Origin of the sequence: Pseudoalteromonas sp. SR43-2 (assembly GCF_014163885.1) — a bacterium.
Taxonomy (GTDB): Bacteria; Pseudomonadota; Gammaproteobacteria; order Enterobacterales; family Alteromonadaceae; genus Pseudoalteromonas; species Pseudoalteromonas distincta.
Map to the genome: position 1 here is coordinate 1 of NZ_JACJED010000016.1, position 21,757 is coordinate 21,757.

Annotated in this window: 17 protein-coding genes, 1 tRNA gene and 1 pseudogene; 3 read left to right on the top strand and 16 right to left on the bottom strand. The window is 37.5% G+C overall.

The window, feature by feature from the left end:
* From H5120_RS13655 to H5120_RS13670, 4 genes and pseudogenes are all read right to left on the bottom strand, one after another.
* On the bottom strand, positions 1-2,370 hold a 2,370-nt coding region (locus H5120_RS13655), incomplete at its 3' end, for a FimV/HubP family polar landmark protein (RefSeq protein WP_310735979.1).
* Between the two features lie 354 nt (positions 2,371-2,724).
* Entirely contained in the window at positions 2,725-3,741 is a 1,017-nt protein-coding gene (locus H5120_RS13660; RefSeq protein WP_182675037.1) for an aspartate-semialdehyde dehydrogenase, read from the bottom strand.
* Positions 3,742-3,788: 47 nt separating this feature from the next.
* Complete coding sequence (locus H5120_RS13665; protein WP_182673111.1) at positions 3,789-4,910, bottom strand: 4-phosphoerythronate dehydrogenase; 1,122 nt, start codon at positions 4,908-4,910, stop codon at positions 3,789-3,791.
* Between the two features lie 265 nt (positions 4,911-5,175).
* A pseudogene (locus tag H5120_RS13670) lies at positions 5,176-7,398 on the bottom strand (TonB-dependent receptor).
* A gap of 409 nt (positions 7,399-7,807) precedes the next feature.
* On the opposite strand from H5120_RS13670, the gene H5120_RS13675 reads away from it, so the two are divergent.
* Positions 7,808-8,398, top strand: coding sequence for a LuxR C-terminal-related transcriptional regulator (locus H5120_RS13675; RefSeq protein WP_182675039.1), 591 nt, complete (start codon positions 7,808-7,810; stop codon positions 8,396-8,398).
* Here H5120_RS13675 and H5120_RS13680 read toward each other — a convergent pair.
* From H5120_RS13680 to H5120_RS13705, 6 genes are read right to left on the bottom strand one after another with little or no spacing between them, the layout of a single operon-like run.
* Positions 8,388-9,239 carry a hypothetical protein gene (locus H5120_RS13680; RefSeq protein ID WP_182675042.1) on the bottom strand — a complete coding sequence of 284 codons (852 nt, stop codon included), beginning with the start codon at positions 9,237-9,239 and terminating at the stop codon, positions 8,388-8,390. The two genes, H5120_RS13675 and H5120_RS13680, sit on opposite strands and share 11 nt — an antisense overlap.
* Positions 9,229-11,637: a fimbrial biogenesis outer membrane usher protein gene (locus H5120_RS13685; RefSeq protein ID WP_182675044.1), complete on the bottom strand. Its 2,409-nt coding sequence runs from the start codon at positions 11,635-11,637 to the stop codon at positions 9,229-9,231. The genes H5120_RS13680 and H5120_RS13685 overlap by 11 nt, the downstream gene beginning before the upstream one ends.
* Positions 11,638-11,639: 2 nt before the next feature.
* Positions 11,640-12,314, bottom strand: coding sequence for a hypothetical protein (locus H5120_RS13690; protein ID WP_259396093.1), 675 nt, complete (start codon positions 12,312-12,314; stop codon positions 11,640-11,642).
* Positions 12,315-12,355: 41 nt separating this feature from the next.
* Positions 12,356-13,054, bottom strand: a complete 699-nt coding sequence (locus tag H5120_RS13695) for a molecular chaperone (protein WP_182675046.1) — start codon at positions 13,052-13,054, stop codon at positions 12,356-12,358.
* Positions 13,055-13,110: 56 nt separating this feature from the next.
* The gene (locus H5120_RS13700; protein WP_182675048.1) at positions 13,111-13,587 is read right to left on the bottom strand and encodes a hypothetical protein; all 477 of its coding nucleotides are present in this window, start codon (positions 13,585-13,587) and stop codon (positions 13,111-13,113) included.
* A gap of 52 nt (positions 13,588-13,639) precedes the next feature.
* Entirely contained in the window at positions 13,640-14,110 is a 471-nt protein-coding gene (locus H5120_RS13705) for a hypothetical protein (RefSeq protein WP_182673104.1), read from the bottom strand.
* A 463-nt stretch (positions 14,111-14,573) separates the two neighbouring features.
* On the opposite strand from H5120_RS13705, the gene H5120_RS13710 reads away from it, so the two are divergent.
* Positions 14,574-15,704, top strand: a complete 1,131-nt coding sequence (locus H5120_RS13710; protein ID WP_182675050.1) for a porin — start codon at positions 14,574-14,576, stop codon at positions 15,702-15,704.
* 12 nt (positions 15,705-15,716) lie between these two features.
* Positions 15,717-16,124: a hypothetical protein gene (locus H5120_RS13715; RefSeq protein ID WP_002962772.1), complete on the top strand. Its 408-nt coding sequence runs from the start codon at positions 15,717-15,719 to the stop codon at positions 16,122-16,124.
* Positions 16,125-16,350: 226 nt separating this feature from the next.
* Here the strand turns inward: H5120_RS13715 and H5120_RS13720 are convergent, their stop codons facing one another.
* The 6 genes from H5120_RS13720 to folP form a co-directional block, all read right to left on the bottom strand.
* Positions 16,351-17,976 (bottom strand): methyl-accepting chemotaxis protein, encoded by a 1,626-nt coding sequence (locus tag H5120_RS13720; RefSeq protein ID WP_182675052.1) that lies wholly within the window; start codon positions 17,974-17,976, stop codon positions 16,351-16,353.
* A gap of 208 nt (positions 17,977-18,184) precedes the next feature.
* Positions 18,185-18,269 (bottom strand) — tRNA-Leu (locus tag H5120_RS13725).
* Positions 18,270-18,349: 80 nt separating this feature from the next.
* Positions 18,350-18,703, bottom strand: coding sequence for a preprotein translocase subunit SecG (secG, locus tag H5120_RS13730; RefSeq protein ID WP_182675054.1), 354 nt, complete (start codon positions 18,701-18,703; stop codon positions 18,350-18,352).
* A gap of 1 nt (position 18,704) precedes the next feature.
* Complete coding sequence (gene tpiA, locus H5120_RS13735; protein ID WP_182672336.1) at positions 18,705-19,454, bottom strand: triose-phosphate isomerase; 750 nt, start codon at positions 19,452-19,454, stop codon at positions 18,705-18,707.
* Between the two features lie 71 nt (positions 19,455-19,525).
* Positions 19,526-20,875, bottom strand: a complete 1,350-nt coding sequence (gene glmM, locus H5120_RS13740; protein ID WP_182675056.1) for a phosphoglucosamine mutase — start codon at positions 20,873-20,875, stop codon at positions 19,526-19,528.
* Entirely contained in the window at positions 20,875-21,720 is an 846-nt protein-coding gene (gene folP / locus H5120_RS13745; protein WP_182675058.1) for a dihydropteroate synthase, read from the bottom strand. The genes glmM and folP overlap by 1 nt, the downstream gene beginning before the upstream one ends.
* Positions 21,721-21,757 lie beyond the last annotated feature (37 nt).

A 21,757-nucleotide genomic window follows, 5' to 3' on the forward strand; every position in this document is an offset into this window, starting at 1 on the left:
AAGCTCAGGCTCTTCTTCAGGCTCAGGCTCTTCTATAAGCTCAGGCTCTTCTTCAAGCTCAGGTTCTTCTATAAGCTCGGGCTCTTCATTTAATGATGAAGCAAGCGACTCAATATCATCAACATTTAACTCTTCTTGAGCATCTGCTAAATCCTCAACTGAGTCTGCCAATGCATTATCAATTTCTGAATCTCTTACATCTGAATTTTTTACTTCATCATCAATTAGGTTATCTATGTCGTCTAAATCAAAGTCATCGCTTTGTTCAACTAATGAATCATTTGCAGTATCAACCGCAGTCTCATCAATTAAGCTATCTATGTCGTCTAAATCAAAGTCGTCACTTTCCTCAACTAATGAATCATTTGCAGTATCAACTGCTGCCTCATCAATTAAGCTATCTATGTCGTCTAAATCAAAGTCGTCACTTTCCTCAACTAAAGAGTCATTTGCAGTATCAACTGCAGCCTCATCAATTAAGCTATCTATGTCGCCTAAATCAAAGTCATCACTTTCCTCAACTAATGAATCATTTGCAGTATCAACTGCTGCTTCATCAATTAAGCTATCTATGTCGTCTAAATCAAAGTCGTCACTTTCCTCAACTAATGAGTCATCTGCAGTATCAACTGCTGCTTCATCAATTAAGCTATCTATGTCGTCTAAATCAAAGTCTTCACTTTCCTCAACTAATGAGTCATCTGCAGTATCGACTGCAGCCTCATCAATTAAGCTATCTATGTCGTCTAAATCAAAGTCGTCGCTTTCTTCTAGAAGTTCATCTTCGTCGAGTAACTCTGCATCAAGTGAGTCATCTACCACATCACTTTTTGGGTCATTCGCCTCATCAATTAAGCTATCTATATCGTCTAAATCAAAATCGTCGCTTGTATCAAGTTCAGCTGAAGTGTTATTTGAGGTATCTAATTCTGTTGATGTTTGATCTAATAATTCATCTATATCAAAATTATCTTCATCTGCAAGCTCTTCACTTAAAGCCGCCATTTCATCATGAGATTCTAAGCTGTCATCCTCTAAAGCTTCGCTTGTTTGCGGTGCATCAAATTCAGGTAGACTATCGTCTTCATCAAACAAGCTATCTAAATCGTCATTAGTTAGGATTTCATCATTGTTAATTGAGTCATCAGATAAGTCTAAATCTATATCTTCAGCGTTTTCATCTGAAGGTTGATCAAACCCTTGCTGCATAAAAATATCGAGCTCATCATCGCCATCGGTATTTTCATCATCAAAAACAATGTCATCGCTTAGCAAGCTTTCGAGCTCATCCTGATCAAGTAAATTTTCGTCGCCAGAAAAATCATCTAAGCCGTCGTCTAAATCATCATTAGGCAACATATCACTTTCGAGACTATCATCTAATTGAACACTCAAGTCATCTAAAGGGTCAGGTACAATTGGATCGTCATTTAAGCTTGGGCCTAAATCATCATCGCCAGCATAGGTTGGGGTTTGTGGTAAAAAGTCATCATCGTTTTGCGGCTCTTCTTGATTACTTGCTCGTTTGCGTAAAAACATAACGATTGCAAAAATAATCAGTAACCCAGGAATAAACATTAACAAGCCCAGTACTATGGGATTTGAAAATAATGAGCCAAAATCAAATGACTCTTTTGGTATTACTTCTTGTTTTTTTTGTTGGGCAATAATCTCGTTTTGTTTAACAATGAGTTCTTTTAACTGATTTTGAATTTCGCTGTCTTGTCCTAATTGCAAACGTAAGTTTTCGAGCTCTTTTGATATTCCTGATAACTGTTTTTTAAGATTATTATTTTCAACTAAAATCTCTTCTACATTACTAACTGAGCTTTTAAACTGTTGTTGTAACTCAACTAGCTTAGTACCTTGCTCTGTTTTTATTTCATTTAATTCTTTCTGTATCTCTTTTTTAGCATCGTCTACATCAATTTTACGCGCTTGAGTTACTTTTGTTTGCGCTGAGTTAATTTCGCTTTGTGTAAGCGTGCCATTTTTTTTCTTTTCCCATAATGCATCATCTTGCTCAGAGCGTTGCTTTGCGAGCTGCGTATTTACAGCTTTTATTTCGGCTAAGGTAGGGATTTTTAAATAGGCACCATTTTGAATGTGGTTAAGATTTTGTTCTAAAAATGAATCGGGATTTTTGTTATACAAAGCCTGCATAACTTGATAAATACTGACAGAATTGTCTGGGCGCACTTTAGCTGCTATACGCCAAAGCGTATCAGTTGGTTTAATTGGCCCAATTGATCGCCCTTGCGCACCATAGTCAACGCCTTTAGGCCCCTTTAATTGGGTACTGTCCTGAGAGTAAACTGGCGTTACTATCAATGCAGACGCTAATATAATAAGTGTAGCTAAACCGCGCATGCTGATCCTTTAATATTTAAATATTAATAAAACACCTAAAACTTAAGTGCATAAATATTGTTTATTATTGCTATTATCAGCCAAATGACTGACTCGCATTTATTATTACAATCTATTTTTATTGCAAGCTCTATTCCAATTACAAACTATAAACCAGTTAGAGCGTAATATCCATCGCAACACCTTGAAAATAAATGCCTTAAAACATCTTTATAAATATTAATTTATTGAGTGTTATCAATCAGTTTTTGTATTTTTAAAATTAAACGGCAAAAATTTGACAAGCCATATAAACAAAAAGCGGCAAACAACTACTGTTTACCGCTTTAAAAGCATGTTTAGCGCAATTAACTATTACATGTAATTGGCAATAAGCTCTTCTGCAATTTGAATGCTATTAGTTGCAGCACCTTTACGAGTGTTGTCACTTACAACCCACATGTTTAGTCCATGAGGATGAGAAATATCAGCACGTAATCGACCTATATACACAGTATCGTTACCGCTAGCGTCAGACACTGCTGTTGGGTAGTCACCTTCATCATCAATTAGCTCGACACCAGGCGCATCTTTTAAAAGTTGCTTAACGTGTTCAAAGTCATAAGGCATGCGCGTTTCAATATTAATTGATTCTGAGTGCCCAAAAAATACGGGAACACGTACACACGTTGGGTTCACTGCAATAGTGGTATCACCCAAAATTTTATGAGTCTCGTTTACCATTTTCATTTCTTCGCGCGTATAGCCATTATCTTCAAAGCTATCAATTTGAGGAATAACGTTAAATGCAATTTGCTTTGGAAATACTTTATTATCCATAGGGCGTGCATTCATCAAATTAGCTGTTTGCTTTGCAAGTTCATCAACCGCGTCTTTACCTGCACCCGATACAGCTTGGTAAGTAGATACATTAATACGGTCTATTCCGTAAGCATCATAAATTGGTTTAAGTGCTAACATCATCTGAATAGTTGAACAGTTAGGGTTAGCAATAATATTACGATTTCTAAAATCAGCTAGGCTTGAGGCATTAACTTCTGGCACCACGAGCGGTATTTCAAAATCATTTCTAAAGTGCGATGTATTATCGATTACAATACAGCCGGCTTCAGCAGCAATAGGAGCATATTTTTCAGATACACTGCCACCAGCAGAAAACAAACCTATATGCGCTTGGCTAAAGTCAAAGCCTTCAACGTCAAGTACTTCAATGGTCTCACCACGAAACTTTATATCTTCACCTGCGCTGCGGCTGCTAGCACGTAAAAAAAGCTGATCAACAGGAAACTTACGATCTGCTAGCGTTTCAATGATTTGACGGCCTACTAAACCAGTAGCGCCAAGTACGGCAACGTTATATTTTTGCGACATATTTCTTCCTCTATAAACGACATTAAACAACATCGTTAGTTAAATAATTATTCAGCTATACTAAAGCCAAGCTGGCTAAGTGCTGCTAGTTGTGGACTATCACCTTGTAGAAATAAGGTGCTAAATTCTCGCCTTATAGGATAGTTTTTACGTAAACTATCGAAGCCGTCGCTCTCTAGGCGACGAAGTAAAATTCCGTCATCGCGGCGAACGTCATAAATTAAATGCACTAAACGAGCAATATCTTGCTCATTAAGGCTTTGCGTAACCGTTGCATTTGTAACGGCTGGTGTTGGTAAAAAATCATCCAACGATTTAATCGCCTCAACACCTTTGAGCTGACACAGTTTTTGATACAACATTTGTGTACCACGAGCTTTCCCCTCAAGTGTATGCCCTGCAATGTGCACACTAGCGTAACGAACATGCTCTAGTAATTCAGTTAAAATATTGGGTTCTTTCTCCCATACATCAAGTACTAAATCTAAATCAGCCCCAGCTTCCATTACCTCAAGCAATGCTTGGTTATCAATTACATCGCCACGGCTTGCATTAATTAGCGTGGTTCCTGGCTTAAGTGCTTTTAAACGCTCTTTACCCATCATGTGCAGTGTTTTGTGCTCGCCACTTTTAACAAGGGGAACGTGAAAAGTAACAACATCTGATTGCGCTAATAACTCGTCAAGCGCTACATGTTCTTGTAGTAAGCCTTGTTCGTGCTTAATCGGATCGCACAGCAGTACAACTACGTTGAATGCTTTTAATTTTTGCGCCAAACATGTACCAATGTTTCCCATCCCTACAATACCAATTGTTTGACCACACAATGGACGCGCATTTTCTTGGCTTAATGCAAATAAGCTACTAATTACATATTCAGCTACAGCAACCGCATTACAACCAGGTGCACTTGTAAAAGCAATATTTCTGTCATGTAGTAATTGCGTATCAATATGGTCAATGCCGATTGTGGCAGTACCTACAAAGCTCAACTTGTTAGCTTGTACCAAAAGTTCATGATTAACATTTGTCACCGAACGAGTAAGAAGAACATCTACATCTATTAATTGTTCAGGCGTTAATTTACGACCATCAAAACGCTCAACCTCACCAAAGTCTGCAAAGTACTGCTCAACTAAAGGCATATTTTGATCGGCAAGAATTTTCATTACAGAGTCCGTTTGGCAATTAAGAGGCGCCATTGTAGCGAACAACCTAACCTTTACACAAACTAAAAAGGCGCATTTTAGTTAATACAAACACTCAAAAATGGGGATGTGGATTGTTTTAAATCAGCAATTAAAATTAGGAATTTAAACGATGCAAATAATAACCTTACTATTGAATACACAAAGGCCGAATCACAGCATGATTCGGCCTTTATTATGCAAAATAAACTTCAATTACATTATATTTTATTTACTTGATTTTAGTTTATAGTTCAAAATCTTTTTTGAATTTCAAACCAAATTCACTTCGATCATTACTACGCATTACGCCAACAAAACCTGATTGTTGTAGACGACCAACATCGTAAACTTCGTTTAGAACGTTTTCACCATACAGTGTAACTTCCATATCGCCATATGGATTAGTGTAGGAAATATTAAAACCAACTAGTTCACGAGAATCAATGGTCTCACTTTGGTTATAAACTGATTGCCCTTGCATTTCGCTTCGGTACGAATAGTTAGCATTAAACGCAAGTGTTGCGCCGCTCTCTAAATCCATAAAGTAAGAAGGTGCAACCATGACAGTCCAGCGTGGTGTAAGTGCTGGTGAATCGCCTTTACCTATACCTTGTACACCCTCAGCCACTTCTGTTATTTCAGAATCTAAATAACCAACTGCACTGCGAATAGTAAAGTCATCAGTAATAGCGACGGTTGTTTCAAGCTCAATACCTTGCGCTTTAGACTGACCCGCATTTTCTACAATTGTTACAAAACCGCCACCTGCTGTTGGGTCTGAAAACGGTAATGCTAAATCAGTGTAATCAGTCACAAATACCGCAAGCATCATAGATACATTTTCGTGTACTTGGCCTTTTAGACCCATTTCGTAGTTAACCGCTTTCGTTTCGTCAAATGATACAAACTGGTCTGGTCCACCAAATGGGCGCGGTGGAAAACCACCTGTTTGGTAGCCTTTTTGAATCTGACCATACACATTCATATTATTGCTAAGCTGATAAGATGCATTTACATCCCACGTAACTGCATCAAAATCTGCACTTACATACTTACGAGTAGGAAATGATGGGAATATAGCATTTGCATCTTTTTCATCTTTTGAATAACGAAGACCACCACCTACCGTTAAATCGTCAGTTAAATCGTAGCTTGCATTAAAGTAGGCTGCGTAAGAATTAGTTTATTGGTTAATTTCAAAAGCGCCGTAACCACCAAATGATTCGGTTACTCCGTCATTCAATAAGCCATTGGGTGTATTAAATGGTCTAAAGACAAATGGGCCTGAACGTGTAAAGCCATCTTCATTAAAAAAGTAAAGGCCTGACACAAAGTCCATATTATCAAATGTTGCATTTAGTTGAATTTCAAACGAGTACTGATCAGCTCCGCCCTCTTCTGGAAACTCAGATAAGTTTAAAGGTGATGCATCGTCATCTAGGCCACCTTCATACTCAGATGTACGGTAGCTTGAGATAAACTTAGTAGTATAAGTATCGTTAATTGCCCAATCAGCCGAGAACGATGTGCCCCAACCTGAGTAAGAAGTTGATTCAATACCTGCAACGGTTGTACCTAAATCATCAGGGTCTGATGGAATTAAATCTTGAGTCAATAATGGGAAGTCGCCATTAAACACATCGTTTGCATCTAGCGGGTCAGTTAATTCAATTGTGTAAGGCGATTGACCTGACTCGTTATCAACTCCATCTAAAGCAAAAGTGAATGCTAAATCGCTGTTCGCTTGCCATTTAAGGGCTACACGACCACTGAATTCCTCTTCCTCACCAATTTCTTTCTCTGGATTTGCTAAATTAACAGCTTCACCAACACCATCACGTGTTTTGTAAGATGCACTCGCAGACATGCTTAGTTCATCGTTTAGTGAGTTATTAAAATAAACATCACCAGCAATACGTCCACGACTTCCCAGCTTAGCTGAAGTTGTTACAATACCTTCATCACCAGGTTGCTTTGTAATTACATTTACAGCGCCACCTAATGTATTACGACCATATAAAGTACCTTGTGGACCACGAAGCACTTCAACACGCTCAACATTAGGTAATGATAAATTAGAACCCATTTGACGACCTAAATAAACGCCATCTAAGTATACGCCTACACCTGGATCAGTAGTTATTATGTGATCTTGCAGACCAATACCACGAATGAACACAGACGCATGTGCTGCATTACCAACACCGTAACGGGTGATGTTTAAGTTTGGAACATATTTACCAATATCTTCAAGATTACTCATATTGGCTTTATCAATTAGGTTCGCCCCAATTGATGTGATAGCGGTTGGAGATTCAAATAAGCTCTCTGTACGTTTACGAGCTGTGACTTCGATTTTTTCAAACGCGTCTTGTTTTGCTGTTGTTTTAGCTTCTTCAGCATTTACTGAGGTAGATAGTGCAGCGACAATTGCTAGGCTTAACTGTGAGAGTGTGCGTAGTTTCAAAATATTCTCCAAAGGATACCGTGTGATTTTTGTTATGCTTTTATATTGATAATATAAATTTTAGGCATAAAAAAAGACGCTAAATAGCATCTTTCCTCTGGACAGGTATTATATGACATTATTGTGAATAAATGTATAAAATTATTTAAATAAATTCATAGAAAATGACAGTAATTTAAGCATTGTTAGCTTTAGATGAATTATCATAAATAACCCCCTCTAATATTTACCTCACTAATTAATTGTTTTAAAACAAAAAATCTCATAAATACTACTTTAAAGAGCGCATAAAACATACTCATACATGTACTTTAGTGTATAAAAAAAGAGCTAAAACACATTCAGGTATCATTGAAATTAACTAAAAATAAGAATATAGTACTAAAATGTAGTCTATGGATAGAATATTATGAATATTGAAAATACAGTCAATAAAAGCCCCACATGCTTCACCAGCCCAAATTACACGTCACTTTTTTGTGTTGCAGCTGACTTCAACGTCCTACTTGTCAATTATCAAGCTTTAAACGTCATTATCAACCATGAACTTATAAATCAGTTTATGCTAAAAAACGGTCATCAAGGTCTCGTTATTTTTGACGTGCCCAAAGACGGTGATGTTTTGGCATTAAAAGAGTGGCCTAATTTAAAAGGTTTGTTTTATGAAGGCACTGACGAAGTACTATTGCAGCAAGGATTAGAAGCAATAGAACAAGGAAAACTTTGGTTTCCACGTGCGGTAACTGATGGTTGGATGAGACAAATGCTAGCGAGTGAACAACAAACTGCGCTGCAATCAAATAACTTAACCTGCAAAGAAATGAAAGTATTAAACTTGTTATTTTCTGGCTTACATTCAAGCGCAATTGCAGACACTTTATTTATCAGTGAAGCTACAGTTCGTGTACATTTACACAAAGTGTATCAAAAAATCGCTGTAAAAAACAAGCAACAGGCATTACTTTGGTGTAAGAAAAACTTAAGTAAGATCAATAGTTAAGCGGGCTTATTTGAAACCTGATTGTATCTGAGTACTCACCGGCAGCTTGCCTTTCGAAATCATTTAATTGAATTTTTAAAGGTAATAGATAAACGGTTTGTCCTGAGTATGTAAATTTATGTTGTGATAAGTTATCTAGTTGAAGCCAACTTCCAGCCAGATCTAGACTGTAATTAATTGCATATCTGTCTCTATAGAAACTATGTATTAATTTCCCATTATTATCTGAACTTACAGACAATTGAACATCTGAATTAGTAACGACTTGTAAACTAGGTAACATAGTGTATTCCTTACTCGGAATTAGTTCTCCCAAATTGATAGTATTTGAAAATGTATTATACCCAAGTACAGAAAGACTTGTCCTAGGGGCAATATTTTCTTGAATACTATATTCTCGCTCATCTAATAACTTACTCCCCTGATCATATAATTTCATTTGGAGCCTATCTGAGTATATACCTGCTTTAATTGGTGTTCCTGACGGTAGGACTAATGTCAATATCGTCGAAGAATCAGTAAAGTTTAACTTTAAAGTTGATGAGCTGACTAACTTACTTTGTATACTCTGCATCTCGTAGGGAATACTTTGAAATTGCCCTTTTAGCTGAGCTTGATTCTCACTTGTTAGCACGAGTTGTAATTGACAGCTTTCATCATTAGTGACGCTTATCCGTAGCTCTTTCTTAGAGTCTACTTGCTGTAAGGCATGGTAGCTTTCAAAATCATCATAAATATGTTCAATCTTATCGAACCTAGCGGCGCATTGCGCATGAATTAAGGGCGTAAAAATAAATAGTGCTAAACCACCCAATAATAAACTTACTTTTTTATTGTACATAAATAGCTCCTTTGCGCTGTAATTGCTCACCTTCAGATACTTGAATCGTAAAATGTGACTTTTCTGCATTCTTAAGTGTAATTTTATAATTACAGGCGGTTAAACCTGTTAATGCAAATCGTCCTTTTTTATTTGTAAAAAATGTATGCTCTTTTTGGCTGTTTTTATCGATACAAATTGCTGTACCAACTTGTAATGATAAGGGTTTTTTCTGTTGATCATACAAAGTCGCAATCACTGATATGTTTGCAGCAGTCCCTATTGTGATTGCATGACCTGTTCGATAAGGTGAGTAAAGGGTAATTATGCCAGAACCAATATCATACCCCAGCTCTAAGTTATCAATATCGACTGTAACGTTGGTTGAGGCATATGAACTAATATCGTTTAATAAAATAGTTTCGAAGTCTTCATTATCAGCCCTATAGTTATCCTCATATTGTCCCAAGGTGATCTTTTTTCCTCTAAGGCTAGAGTGGGGTTCTATCAAAGCAAAGCTATCGTATATGGGTTTCCCAACAGCCCAACTCTTATCTGCAAATGCTATGCTTGATGCCAAGCTTAATCGGCTCTGATGGTAAGCTGAGGCCTCATTAAATTGCTCGTAAAAACTCCCATGATCAAAGTTCATAACAAAACGATTCGCGTTATATTGAGTATTTAAATCAAAAACAGCTTCATTTTGATCATTTTTTTCAAGCCCAGCTCTTATATTCAAAGCTCCAACATAGCGCTGATTACTATCTTGAGAGAATTCTAAGCGTGTTTTATCCTGCCTAGATTGATGAGATAATTTAGCCCGCCGAGTATTAGAAAACTTATAAGTGACAGACAACCTTACATCCCATTGACTTTCTTCAGCGAGACCCTCCCACTGCCCACCTAAACTATATCTCCATTGGCTATTATCGATCTCACCAGAAAAACTAACTCCAACTGATTTATCAAATTGAGCTTCATCATATGACCTTGATAAACTTGTAAAAAAAGATGTTTGCGTATTCTCTCCCCAAAAAAAACTATAATTAGCCTGAATATAATGCTCTCTTAAGCGAGAACTAGATTGAGAATCAGGTCGATAGCCAAGACCTGTAAAATACCTTGATGAGTATTCATAACCCACCGTAATGTCAGTGTTATTATCACTATGATTTCTATAGTTACTATAAACAATGCGATAAGCATGACCTTTTTTTTCATTGAAACTTATCGCATTTTCAAACGCAATTTGTCCAACTGCAGCTGCATAAATATTTTTAAAACCAATCTGCTGAGAATACTCATCACCTTGTACTGCCGCACCGGCTGTCCAGCTAGGTGTAATGCCATAATCAAGATAAAAGCTAGCTAGTGGCTCGTCGTAATCATAATCTAGCTCACTACCTAAGCGTGAGGGAACGCCTAAATGAAACTCATACTCCAGTTGCCCTTGAGCAAAAAGATCTAAACCGGTCGTTACATCAAAATCAACAAAACGGACAACTCCTGCTATATCAGTAATCCTCAAAGTAATATTATTACTTCCTTCATTAAGGGGAATATCATCAAGAGAATATATACCTGCGGCTAAATTAAGTTTTTGTAATATCCGCTCGCCAACTAATACCTCAACAGAGGATGGACTCTCCAAGGTAAAACTACGTGAAGCGCTGGGCCTAATAGGCCTGTCAGAAACTAGCGAAAAATCATGTGAAAGCGACAAACCTAGTACCCGTGCCGTTGATTGAAAGTAACTACCTGAACTATAATTATCGCCAATGGATATCCGAAGCCCACTAAGCGGTAGGTCATGTATTACACGAGTACCTAAGCGCCTAATATTTGATGAAGTAGGAGCTACTTCAGATAAATACTCCACTTCGTTTTCTAAAACCCACCCTTCCCAACTCACTACCATTTCAGAGCGAATAGCTAAGAGGTCATCTGTTGTATTCTCGCCTTTATCTTGCTGATACAAATAACTTGAATAAGCATTAAAAAATCCACTCAGTTTAGCAGGTGCAAATGCTGTTAAATTCCTCGAATCTGATTTTAAACTTAGCTGTTGAGGGCGAGTCAATGTAAGAGGTACTGAAATTGCTAAGCTAAAATCACTCATATCGAATGAAATATTATATCCAAATAACTCTAATGCTTTTGTATCAATAATGTTTTTATTAACTTTAGACTCTAAAGAATCAAAATCCTCTGAAAATAAAAGTCGTTCAAATGAAACTTTAATTTCACTCCATTTAAGTGATAAATTATCATTTGGATCAACTGCAAGAGTTATTTTGCCAATAGCATTTTTATTCAGCTCTGCCTCAACGCTGAGTTCGATGGTTCTTTTAGACGGGTTAATTTTTGAATAACATAATTGAGTAAAGCTCAATAAAAATATGCATAATAAAACTCGCATAACTAGCGAGCCAGCACTAAACGTAAATGATTTAAGCTTCCTCTCTGTAAAGATTGCGGAATTGGGACTTTTATAACACTGGTGCTATTAGGAGCAAAAAAAACATCGTATCCGTTTGCTTTTAATTGATCTTTTAAAATTCGATCGCTTAGAGTTTTATTTTTAGTAATTTTTATTTCATAATCACTTAATCGTCCTGCCCCTTTTCCTTCATTTAATACTTCAGTGACAATAAAGCCATCTTCAACGTGAGGCTCTTTTATAGTCAGTTTAGGAACTAATCTAGGCTGGTCTAAATGAACAATTAAATTTACATTTAACAGCATTGTTAGTTGTGACTGTTTATCTATAGACTGGTTTACAATGGGCTGCTCAATCAAGCTAACTTGATAGCTTTTATCTGTACTAGGAAGTTTTTTATCTAACCATCTAAATTGCAACTGTTGGCTTTGCCCTGGTTGCAAAAATAGTGATGGAGGAAAAACCCACAATGGAGAATCATCTAAAGAAATTAATTTAGGCGTGCCTTGAGAAAAGTCAATTTCGTAAATTTGGATATCAAAAGCAATGTCTCTTGGTAATTGATTATGAACCAAGCTAGAAGCATTATTTGAACGACTATCAGGAGAGAAAGTAACCACCATAGGCGTTACTTCCACAGCAAAAACAGGTGTCATTACAATTACATATATAAAAAAGTAACTGCATATCCGTAGCATTAAAAATTGACCTCTAAATCACTGCTTGCTGCATTAAACCTTGTTGGAATTTTTATTGAAACCTCACGGCTAGATTTAGGTAATAAAATTTTTCCAGTCAATGCTTTACTCAATTCAGCCCCTTCTAATAATAGCTGTTGTTCATCACCTTTAATAAGCCACTGTGCCTGAGATAAACGGATATATTTATTACCAGTATTCTCTAGTAGTACACTCCATGTTTCTGTATCTACTTGACGTTTATTTTTAATTAATAATTTTGCCTCCGCACCTTTGGGAACAACATTAAACAAAGTTCTAAAGCTAACTGACATACCTACGCCTGATTGCCCCGCCTTTTCTAAATCAACAGATGCCTGATCAATGGCTACACGGTACGCTTTTGAATTTTCTAATATTGGTTCCCCAATATATCGAACAATTACTGATTGACTTTGCCCAGACGGAATAATCGTAGTCATCGGAATAATTAAAAAGTCATCGTCGTTTACTTTTAATGTTTCATCGCCATTAGAGTCAATTAGTAAATCAAACGCAGATATCTCAATAGTTAAAGGACTGTCTGAAGGGTTTGATATACGAATGGTTTGCTGTGATTGGCTACCTGAAGACTCTAGCTCCGCGACCATTGGTTTAACTTGAAAAGCCCCTGTAGAATATGAAGTTAACAACACTATAAATAGAAATATATAACGCATATAAAATCCCTCTTAATGAAGTAAAAGGCAGTAGCTACTGCCTTTTACTATGCTGCTTAGTTAGCTGTTATTGCCAACATAAGTGTATCAGCGTAAGTACCTGCATAAACGGGTGCTTGTGTTACAGTTAGTAATATATTTCCAGCTACGCCACCGGCTGCAAGGGTTGGTGAACCAGGACGACTTTGCGACTCAGATTTATCATTTATGCCATTCTCAGCAGAAAGCGTAAAATCAAATGTATCTGCAGTTAACTTGGCAGTATAGCCGACACCACGATCTTCATGGTCAGCATTTTGTAAGTGCCCTTCAGACGTTGTTAATGACATTGTTGCACCATCAACATCATTACACTGCAAATCAAAGCCTACATTTTTAGTAGCACCTTCTGACAATGTTTGAAAGAATTGTGTAGTGTTAATGTTGCTCACCCCACAAACCGATGACACTGCGCCACCTACATTTAGATTTTCAGCAAATGCTGCGCCAGATGTTAGAGTTGCGATTGCTGATAACACGATTAACTTTTTCATTTTAATATTCCTTATCCATGTGACATATTTGTTTTAATTAATAGTTAGTGTTTTACCAAACTCCACCAGATACAACCGATGGTGTCATTTCTATGCGGAGCACATCCTGGTAACTACCTGCATAAATTAAAGGCTTATCTAGTTTTAGTTGTAATTTAGCTACGCTGTTAAATAGAATCTCATCAACATCAAAATTGTAGATAGATTTAAGTTCAAGTGCCGTTGCAGAAACTTCGCTTGAAACGCCCTCTATTGACCAATTCAAGTTATAAGCATTTATTTGAGTACTTTGCTGATGGCGCAGGCCACCATTTTCAGATTGCATTGATACTCGCATAGGTGAATTGCAATTAATCACTAGCTTTGTACTCGCGAGGCCATCTGAAGAAAAGTGAAGGTTATTGTTTTGTGTAGTAAAGCCGCACACTGGTGAGATATAACCTACCAAAGTTAAACTTACTTCATCGTTACTGTATGCATTCATTGCAAAGAAACATAACAAAAACCATATTACCTTCTTCATCCGCGCCATCTCCTTTGACCGACCTCGCTAAGACAAGACTGATACTATGATAAATTTGCCGTTTAGAAAGTTGTTATTTGCTTATGACTAGCTTTACTTGTTGATAATTTCAACTATGGGAGATATACAAAAATATAAACATTTAAACTAAATAGTTTACTCAAAATCGATAGAGTGGAAGATTAAAGGCTCTATGAAGCAATAAATACAATACTTACGACTTATCAGTTACCTTAAAAAGTTATAAGCAAAAATAAAAAAGTTACTACCCACATATTTAGAGACCCAAATCTGACACTAAACATTTTTAAACATAAAATATTTGCATCTAATTTATAAAAAAAAACAATAATACTAATTAAAATTAAAATAAAAAACTTAAACTATTCTAATTATTAGATAAATAGAAGTTATGGACCTATAATAAAGAAATTAACATCCAAATAACAAATAGGAAATATATATGAAAAAGCTATCTGTAGCAGTAGCTGTATGTGCTGTACTTGCATCTAGCTATGCAAGCGCTGAAGTACGTATTAATGGTTTTGCATCTATCGTGGGTGGTAAAAGCCTAGACAGTGATCAAACCTTATACGGATATGACGACGATATCTCATTTAAAAATGAGAGTAAGTTCGCTTTACAACTATCTGCTGATCTTCAAGAGAAGCTAACGGCTACGGCTCAAATTATTGCGCGTGGAGAGGACGACTTTGACGCCACATTCGAATGGGCATATGTTACTTATGAATACAGCGATGAACTGCAATTTAGCGCTGGTAAAATGCGTGTTCCTTTCTATAAATACTCAGATTTCTTGGATGTTGGCTATGCTTATCGCTGGGTACGTCCACCTCGCTCAGTATACGGTATCCCATTTTCGACTTATGAAGGTTTGAGTGTTGTTTACAACAATCAATTAGGAGATTGGGACTCTACTTTGCAAGGGTTTTATGGCGCTTTTGATGGCGATATAGATGTATTTGGAGATAGCTTACCTGCTGAGTTAAATAATTTAGGCGGTATAAACTGGAGTCTATCATACGACTGGTTCAGTGCAAGAGCTGCATATATTGTGGCCGACACTAGCATTTCATCTAATGACAGCGGTTTAATTGGACTTGTTGAAGTACTTAATACTAACGGTTTAACGAGCACAGCAAATGATCTTATTACTGACGAAGATGAAACAACTTTTGTTGGTATTGGCTTCTCTATTGACTATGATAACTTCTTATTTGATGCTGAATATACACAGTTTGAAGTAGAGGGAAGTATTTTGGCTGAACAATCACAATACTATGCCTCTGCCGGTTATCGTATAGATGATGTTATTGTTCACTTCACCTATGAAAAAAATGATGATAAACATGATTCGTCACGTTTTAATACTCTTGAATCAATTCCTTTATTAAATACTACAGTGAACTTTGCCCTAGAGAGCATGCGTGCAGAGAGTAACGTATACACAATTGGCGCACGTTATGACTTCCACCCTTCAGCTGCATTTAAAATTGACTTTAGTCGATTTGATGATGACATCACTGACACTGAAACGGATGTAGTAGCCGTTGGTGTTGATTTAGTATTTTAATTGGAGCGGAATATGAAAAAATTAATCCTAGCTAGTGCGCTTTCATTATGTTCTTTCGGTGCTTTGGCTGAAGTTGCAGTAATTGTAAACCCTGGTAATGCAAATGCACTCGATGCAGAGACTATTAAGAAAATTTACTTAGGAAAGGCCAAGTCGTTTGATAACGGCAATAAGGTCAACCCAGCAACTCAAAACGGTACCGCTATTGCTGATGAATTCAATTCTAAAGTGGTAGGTAAATCGAGCAGCCAATTAAATGCCTATTGGTCAAAACTTGTTTTTACAGGTAAAGGGACACCGCCTGAAAAGTTTGATTCAGATCAAGCTGTCATTGACTTTGTTGCCGCTAATGGTGATTCAATCGGCTATATAGATAGCAGTAAAGCAACTGATAAAGTTAAAGTGATTGCTACCTTTTAATTGCTATTATTAAATAAAAAAAACCACCTAATCGGTGGTTTTTTTATAACTTAACTTTAATAACAATTCGCTCAATTAAGTGAGATATTTTGAAGGAGAAAAACGGTGTCGATAGCAAGGCAAAAAATTTCTTATTTAGTATTCTAAATAAGAAATTTTAACGCGGCTAGCGTCTGACCTGCCCTCTCAAAATGAATAAGCATTACTGCGAATTGGTGTAGTTACATTACTCAATTTTAAATTTAGCTGTGGCATCTAATAGGTTATCTGAAAGGTAATGAAGGTTTTTAGCTACATCCCTCACAGCTGTTAGCGAGTCCATTGTATCTTCAAATGATACGTGCATGTTTGTCACGTTTTCTACAACCATAGCAGCAACTGATGTTTGCTCTTCTGTGGCAGCAGCAATTTGTGAGTTCATTCCATTTATTTCTAACATTTGTTCTGCAATTTTCTCTATAGAAATACCTGTTTTTTCTGCTGCAGTTGCATTATCTGTAGCCATATCTCTTGCAGTCGTCATTGCAGTAACTGATTCGTTAGCCGCTTCAGTTAAAGTAGTCAACAGCTCTCTAATCTCATTTGTAGAGTGAGCAGTTCGCGATGCAAGCTCTCTAACTTCATCAGCAACAACAGCAAAGCCTCGGCCATGCTCACCAGCACGGGCAGCCTCAATGGCAGCGTTAAGTGCTAGTAAATTTGTTTGCTCCGCTATTGATGTAATAACATTTAATATTTGCGACACATTTTTTGTATCGTCTGCTAATTTATTGATAGTTGTAGCAGCGTGATTAATCTCATCACTTAACGTACGAGAAGCGGTTACTGATGTTTGTACTTGAGTTCGACTTTGCTCAACTTCTTTCTCAGCCGTTTGCGCTGCATGAGAGGCACTTGCAGCTGATTGAGAGATATCTCCTACACTCTGTTTCATCTCTTCCATCGATTGCTTTACAATCTCAGCATCAGTGGTTTGTTTAGTCGTTGCACGCTCCGCTTGTTCCATCCCCTGCACTAAGCGAGTAGAGTTTTCCATTAACGGTTCGCAAACCGCGATAATTTCTAACACCGTTCTTTTCAATATGCCAATAAAAGAGTTGAAGTTTATAGATACTTGACCTATTTCATCTTCAGAGTTAACTGTCAATTTAGTGCTTAGCGAGCCTTTACCGCTTGCTAATAAGCTTAAATTATTTGCCGCATCACTTGCCGAAGAAGCAATTCGCTTAGCTATCCAAATAGCCATAAAGAGCAATAAAATAAGCGATACAATAGAAACAACTAACATTAGCGTAAGGGCGTAATCAGAGCGGTCCTTTGTGCTTGCAACAAGTTCAAAAAAACGATCGTCAGCTTTGACTTGTGCTGCCTTAAACTTTTCTAGGACATCGTTATAAAGCGCTGTTTTCCTCTGTGCTTGTTGTTGAATTTTACTAAAATCTGCTGTTCCATTTACCATGCCATTTGCGATAGTCGCTGATATTTTTTCGTAATTTGCGAGCTGCTCTTTAGTGTTACTGTGAATGTAAGAGGCATTTATTTTTTCTATCGCAATAATATTCAATTCAAGTTGCTTGTATGTGTCAGATGCTTTCTCGACTAAATCTTGCTCACCAAATGTTACGGCTTGGGTGTAAAGTTCGTCCAGCTTCTCTAAAATGCCAACATTAGCTGATGTTAACTTAACAACTTTGTAGGATGAATTTTCCATTTCATCAAGTGCAATTCTATTATCATTCATAGCAAAATAGTTGATCAGAACAATCACTAAAAATGCAACGACAGCAATACTCGTAATCGCATGTATTTTTTTACTTATGCTGAGATTTTGAAAAGAGAAGCCTGAAGCCATTGTGAATACCTTATTTTATTGTCTAAATCTATTATCGGCTTATTACTCATAAGTGTTAACTAAATTTGTAATATTTCTAGTTTTTTTTACAAAGAATTCAAAATTCTACATAACTAATTGCCCTTTAAAAAAGAAAGTACAAATAACACTCAATTTAAATCGCAGGCACAAAAAAACCAGTAACATTTCTGTTACTGGTTTCTAAATTTGGTGCGGATGGGGGGACTTGAACCCCCACGCCCGAAAGCACCACCCCCTCAAGGTGGCGTGTCTACCAATTCCACCACATCCGCATTTTTAAGCTCTCGCTTATTTGTTAAACATATGATTTATTTGAGGAGTATAAATCGTTTAACGATAACATTACGCTAAATTAGTTCGGTACGTCAGAGCTTTGCTCTTTCGTAGATGTTAACGGAACATCTTCTTCAACAGGAACTACAGTTTCCACTGCAGGAGCTGCTTCTAGGTTTTCCCACTCGTCAGTCTTTTTAATTTGACCTGCAGTTAGGTTACCTAGCACAATGCTTAAAACAAAAAATACTGTTGCTAAGCTTGTGGTTGTTTTTGTCATAAAGTTACCAGCACCTGACGAACCAAAAACCGTGCCTGATGCACCAGCGCCAAATGAAGAACCCATATCTGCGCCTTTACCTTGTTGAATTAAAACCATTCCAACTAGAGCTAAAGCCACAACTAAATAAACTACTAATAAAATTTCGTACATCTTATACAGTCCCTTTTGCACTGTTACAGATTGCAGAAAAAGATTCTGCTTTTAGACTTGCGCCGCCAATTAAGCCGCCATCTATATCTGTTTGTGCAAATAATAATTCGCTATTTTTTTCATTAACGCTACCACCATATAAGATGGTAAGCCCTTGTGCTAAAGTGCTATCAAGTGCAGCAATTTTATCACGGATAAATTTATGAACAGTTTGTGCCTGCTCTGGCGATGCAGTCTTACCTGTGCCTATGGCCCAAACGGGCTCGTATGCTATCACAGAATCTTTCAGTGCTGCTACACCTAATTTTTCAATTACTGCATCAATTTGTGCAGCAACTACTTGTTCGGTTTGACCGTTTTCTTGCTCACTTTCACTTTCGCCAACACATAAAATTGGTGTTAACCCAACTTCTTGTGCTCTAGCAAACTTTTCAGCGACAGTTTCATTACTTTCGTTATAAATACTGCGGCGTTCAGAGTGACCAACGAGTACGTAAGTTGCACCTAAATCTTTTAGAAGCTGTCCGTCTACTTCACCGGTAAACGCACCAGGTGTATTTTCAGAAACAGTTTGAGCACCTGTAGAAACACCACTAGCTATCATCGCAGGTACAAGTGGGAATGGAGGAAATAAAACAATGTCCATCTCTTGTGATTTTACATCGTTAATAGCATCAGACATTTGTTTAACTAGCTCTAACGAACCATTCATTTTCCAGTTGCCTGCGACCATCGCCTTGCGTATTGCCATTTTCCACTCCACATTAGAAAGCGGGCGAGATACTAACTTTTCTCGCCCAAAGTTACAAGAGGTTATTGTTATTAATCAGTCTGTTTGCTCATAGATTCTACAACAGCTGCAATTTTTTGAGCGCTGTCTATTACAATTTTTTCTTGCTCGGCTTCAACCATAACACGAACAACAGGTTCTGTGCCTGATTTGCGCAGTAAAACTCGGCCTTTGTCGCCTAAAGCAAGCTCAACTTCTGCTACAGCTGAAAGTACCTCTGGCGCTTTTGTCGGATCTGTTCCAGCGGTATAGCGCACGTTAATCATTTTCATTGGATATTTAGTAAAACCAGCACCCAAATCTTGTAGTGTACGGTTTTGTGCAACCATAGCTGCAAGTACTTGCAAACTTGATATAATGCCATCACCCGTGCTAATTAAATCTAAATTTAATACATGGCCTGAGCTTTCACCGCCAATTTTCCAGCCTTTTTGCTGTAGTAATTCCATTACATAGCGGTCACCCACTTTACTGCGAGCAAACTCGATACCTTTCGCTTTTAAAGCATTTTCAAGACCCATGTTAGACATTACAGTGCCAACTACACCTCCACCCAACATATCATCTTCGGCAGCTTGGCAAGCAATAATATAAACTAAATCGTCACCATCAAATACACGACCATTATGATCAACCATCATTACACGATCGCCATCTCCATCGTATGCAATACCTACGTCAGCTTTGAGTTCAAGCACTTTGCGTTTAAGAGTATCTACATGAGTAGCGCCACATTCATGATTTATATTAACGCCATTAGGCTCACATGCATGTGTTATAACTTCAGCGCCAAGTTCGCGCATGACAGAAGGAGCTATATGGTATGTAGCCCCATTTGCGCAATCGACAACAATTTTAAGACCTTCTAAAGATAACCCTTGGGGGAACTGGCTCTTACAAAACTCTATATAACGGCCGTCTGCACTAACTAAACGCGAAGCTTTACCTAATTTATCTGAAGCAACACAGGTCATTTGTTCATCAAGCATCGCTTCAATTTGAAGTTCTACTTCATCGTCAAGCTTTAGACCCTGCCCATTGAAAAACTTAATACCGTTATCATAATAAGGGTTATGTGAGGCACTAATTACTATGCCTGCCTCTGCACGAAATGTTTGCGCTAAATACGCAACTGCAGGTGTCGGCATTGGACCCAGTAATACAACATCAATACCAGCGGCAATTAAACCAGCCTCAAGTGCAGTTTCAAGCATGTAGCCAGAAATACGCGTATCTTTACCTATAATGACTTTTTTAGTACCACTTTGAGATAATACGCGCCCTGCAGCCCAACCCAACTTCATTGCAAACTCAGGGTTAATAGGTGGCGTTCCTACTAGACCACGTACGCCATCAGTACCAAAATATTTTCTTTCTTTCATTATGCAATTCCTTTCTCGCAGGCTTGATATACACCAAGTACGTCTGCGGTTTCTTTAACGTCATGTACACGAATAATTTTTGCGCCATTTTGCGCCGCGATTAACGCACCCGCTAAGCTGCCCGCTAATCGCTCATTTGTTTCTCTATTTAATAGATTACCTATCATCGACTTACGAGATAACCCAGCCAATAACGGCAATCCTAATTTATTAAAATCATCAAACTTAGCCAATATTTGATAGTTATGGCTAAGTGTTTTTCCAAATCCAAAACCAGGGTCTAGAATAAGTCGCTCAAACTTAATCCCTGCTGTTTCACATGCTTTAATACGTTCACTAAAAAACATATTTATATCTGCAAACAAATTATCGTAATGAGGTGCCGATTGCATGCTCCGGGGCTGCCCTTGCATATGCATTAAACAAACAGCAACATCTTTAAATTGTGCAACAGTTTCTAAGGCTCCAGCTTCTTGCAAAGCCCTTACATCATTGACTATATCTGCCCCTGCGAGTATTGCTTGTTCCATTACCGGTGCTTTACTAGTATCAATTGAAATAACGCAATCACTATACTCACGTATCGCTTTAATTGCAGGGATCACGCGAGCAAGTTCATCTTTTAAACTCACATCTGGCGCGCCTGGACGGGTTGACTCTCCCCCTATATCTAAAATCGTCGCACCGTCATCTAATAACTGCATTGCGCGCTTTAGCGCTATTTTGGGGTCTAAAAACTGCCCGCCGTCAGAAAATGAGTCTGGCGTTACATTTAATATTCCCATAATAACAGGCTTTTCAATACTGAGCGTACGTCCTCTGGGAAGCTTTAATATATTAGTCATTGCCAACCTTTATTCTTTTTCTAAATAGCTGATACAA

Excerpts from the sequence above, each read along its gene's own strand:
- H5120_RS13660 (WP_182675037.1), bottom strand. The coding sequence starts at position 3,741 with ATGTCGCAAAAATATAACGTTGCCGTACTTGGCGCTACTGGTTTAGTA.
- H5120_RS13665 (WP_182673111.1), bottom strand. The coding sequence starts at position 4,910 with ATGAAAATTCTTGCCGATCAAAATATGCCTTTAGTTGAGCAGTACTTT.
- H5120_RS13675 (WP_182675039.1), top strand. The coding sequence starts at position 7,808 with ATGAATATTGAAAATACAGTCAATAAAAGCCCCACATGCTTCACCAGC.
- H5120_RS13680 (WP_182675042.1), bottom strand. The coding sequence starts at position 9,239 with ATGTACAATAAAAAAGTAAGTTTATTATTGGGTGGTTTAGCACTATTT.
- H5120_RS13685 (WP_182675044.1), bottom strand. The coding sequence starts at position 11,637 with ATGCGAGTTTTATTATGCATATTTTTATTGAGCTTTACTCAATTATGT.
- H5120_RS13690 (WP_259396093.1), bottom strand. The coding sequence starts at position 12,314 with ATGACACCTGTTTTTGCTGTGGAAGTAACGCCTATGGTGGTTACTTTC.
- H5120_RS13695 (WP_182675046.1), bottom strand. The coding sequence starts at position 13,054 with ATGCGTTATATATTTCTATTTATAGTGTTGTTAACTTCATATTCTACA.
- H5120_RS13700 (WP_182675048.1), bottom strand. The coding sequence starts at position 13,587 with ATGAAAAAGTTAATCGTGTTATCAGCAATCGCAACTCTAACATCTGGC.
- H5120_RS13705 (WP_182673104.1), bottom strand. The coding sequence starts at position 14,110 with ATGAAGAAGGTAATATGGTTTTTGTTATGTTTCTTTGCAATGAATGCA.
- H5120_RS13710 (WP_182675050.1), top strand. The coding sequence starts at position 14,574 with ATGAAAAAGCTATCTGTAGCAGTAGCTGTATGTGCTGTACTTGCATCT.
- H5120_RS13715 (WP_002962772.1), top strand. The coding sequence starts at position 15,717 with ATGAAAAAATTAATCCTAGCTAGTGCGCTTTCATTATGTTCTTTCGGT.
- H5120_RS13720 (WP_182675052.1), bottom strand. The coding sequence starts at position 17,976 with ATGGCTTCAGGCTTCTCTTTTCAAAATCTCAGCATAAGTAAAAAAATA.
- secG (WP_182675054.1), bottom strand. The coding sequence starts at position 18,703 with ATGTACGAAATTTTATTAGTAGTTTATTTAGTTGTGGCTTTAGCTCTA.
- tpiA (WP_182672336.1), bottom strand. The coding sequence starts at position 19,454 with ATGGCAATACGCAAGGCGATGGTCGCAGGCAACTGGAAAATGAATGGT.
- glmM (WP_182675056.1), bottom strand. The coding sequence starts at position 20,875 with ATGAAAGAAAGAAAATATTTTGGTACTGATGGCGTACGTGGTCTAGTA.
- folP (WP_182675058.1), bottom strand. The coding sequence starts at position 21,720 with ATGACTAATATATTAAAGCTTCCCAGAGGACGTACGCTCAGTATTGAA.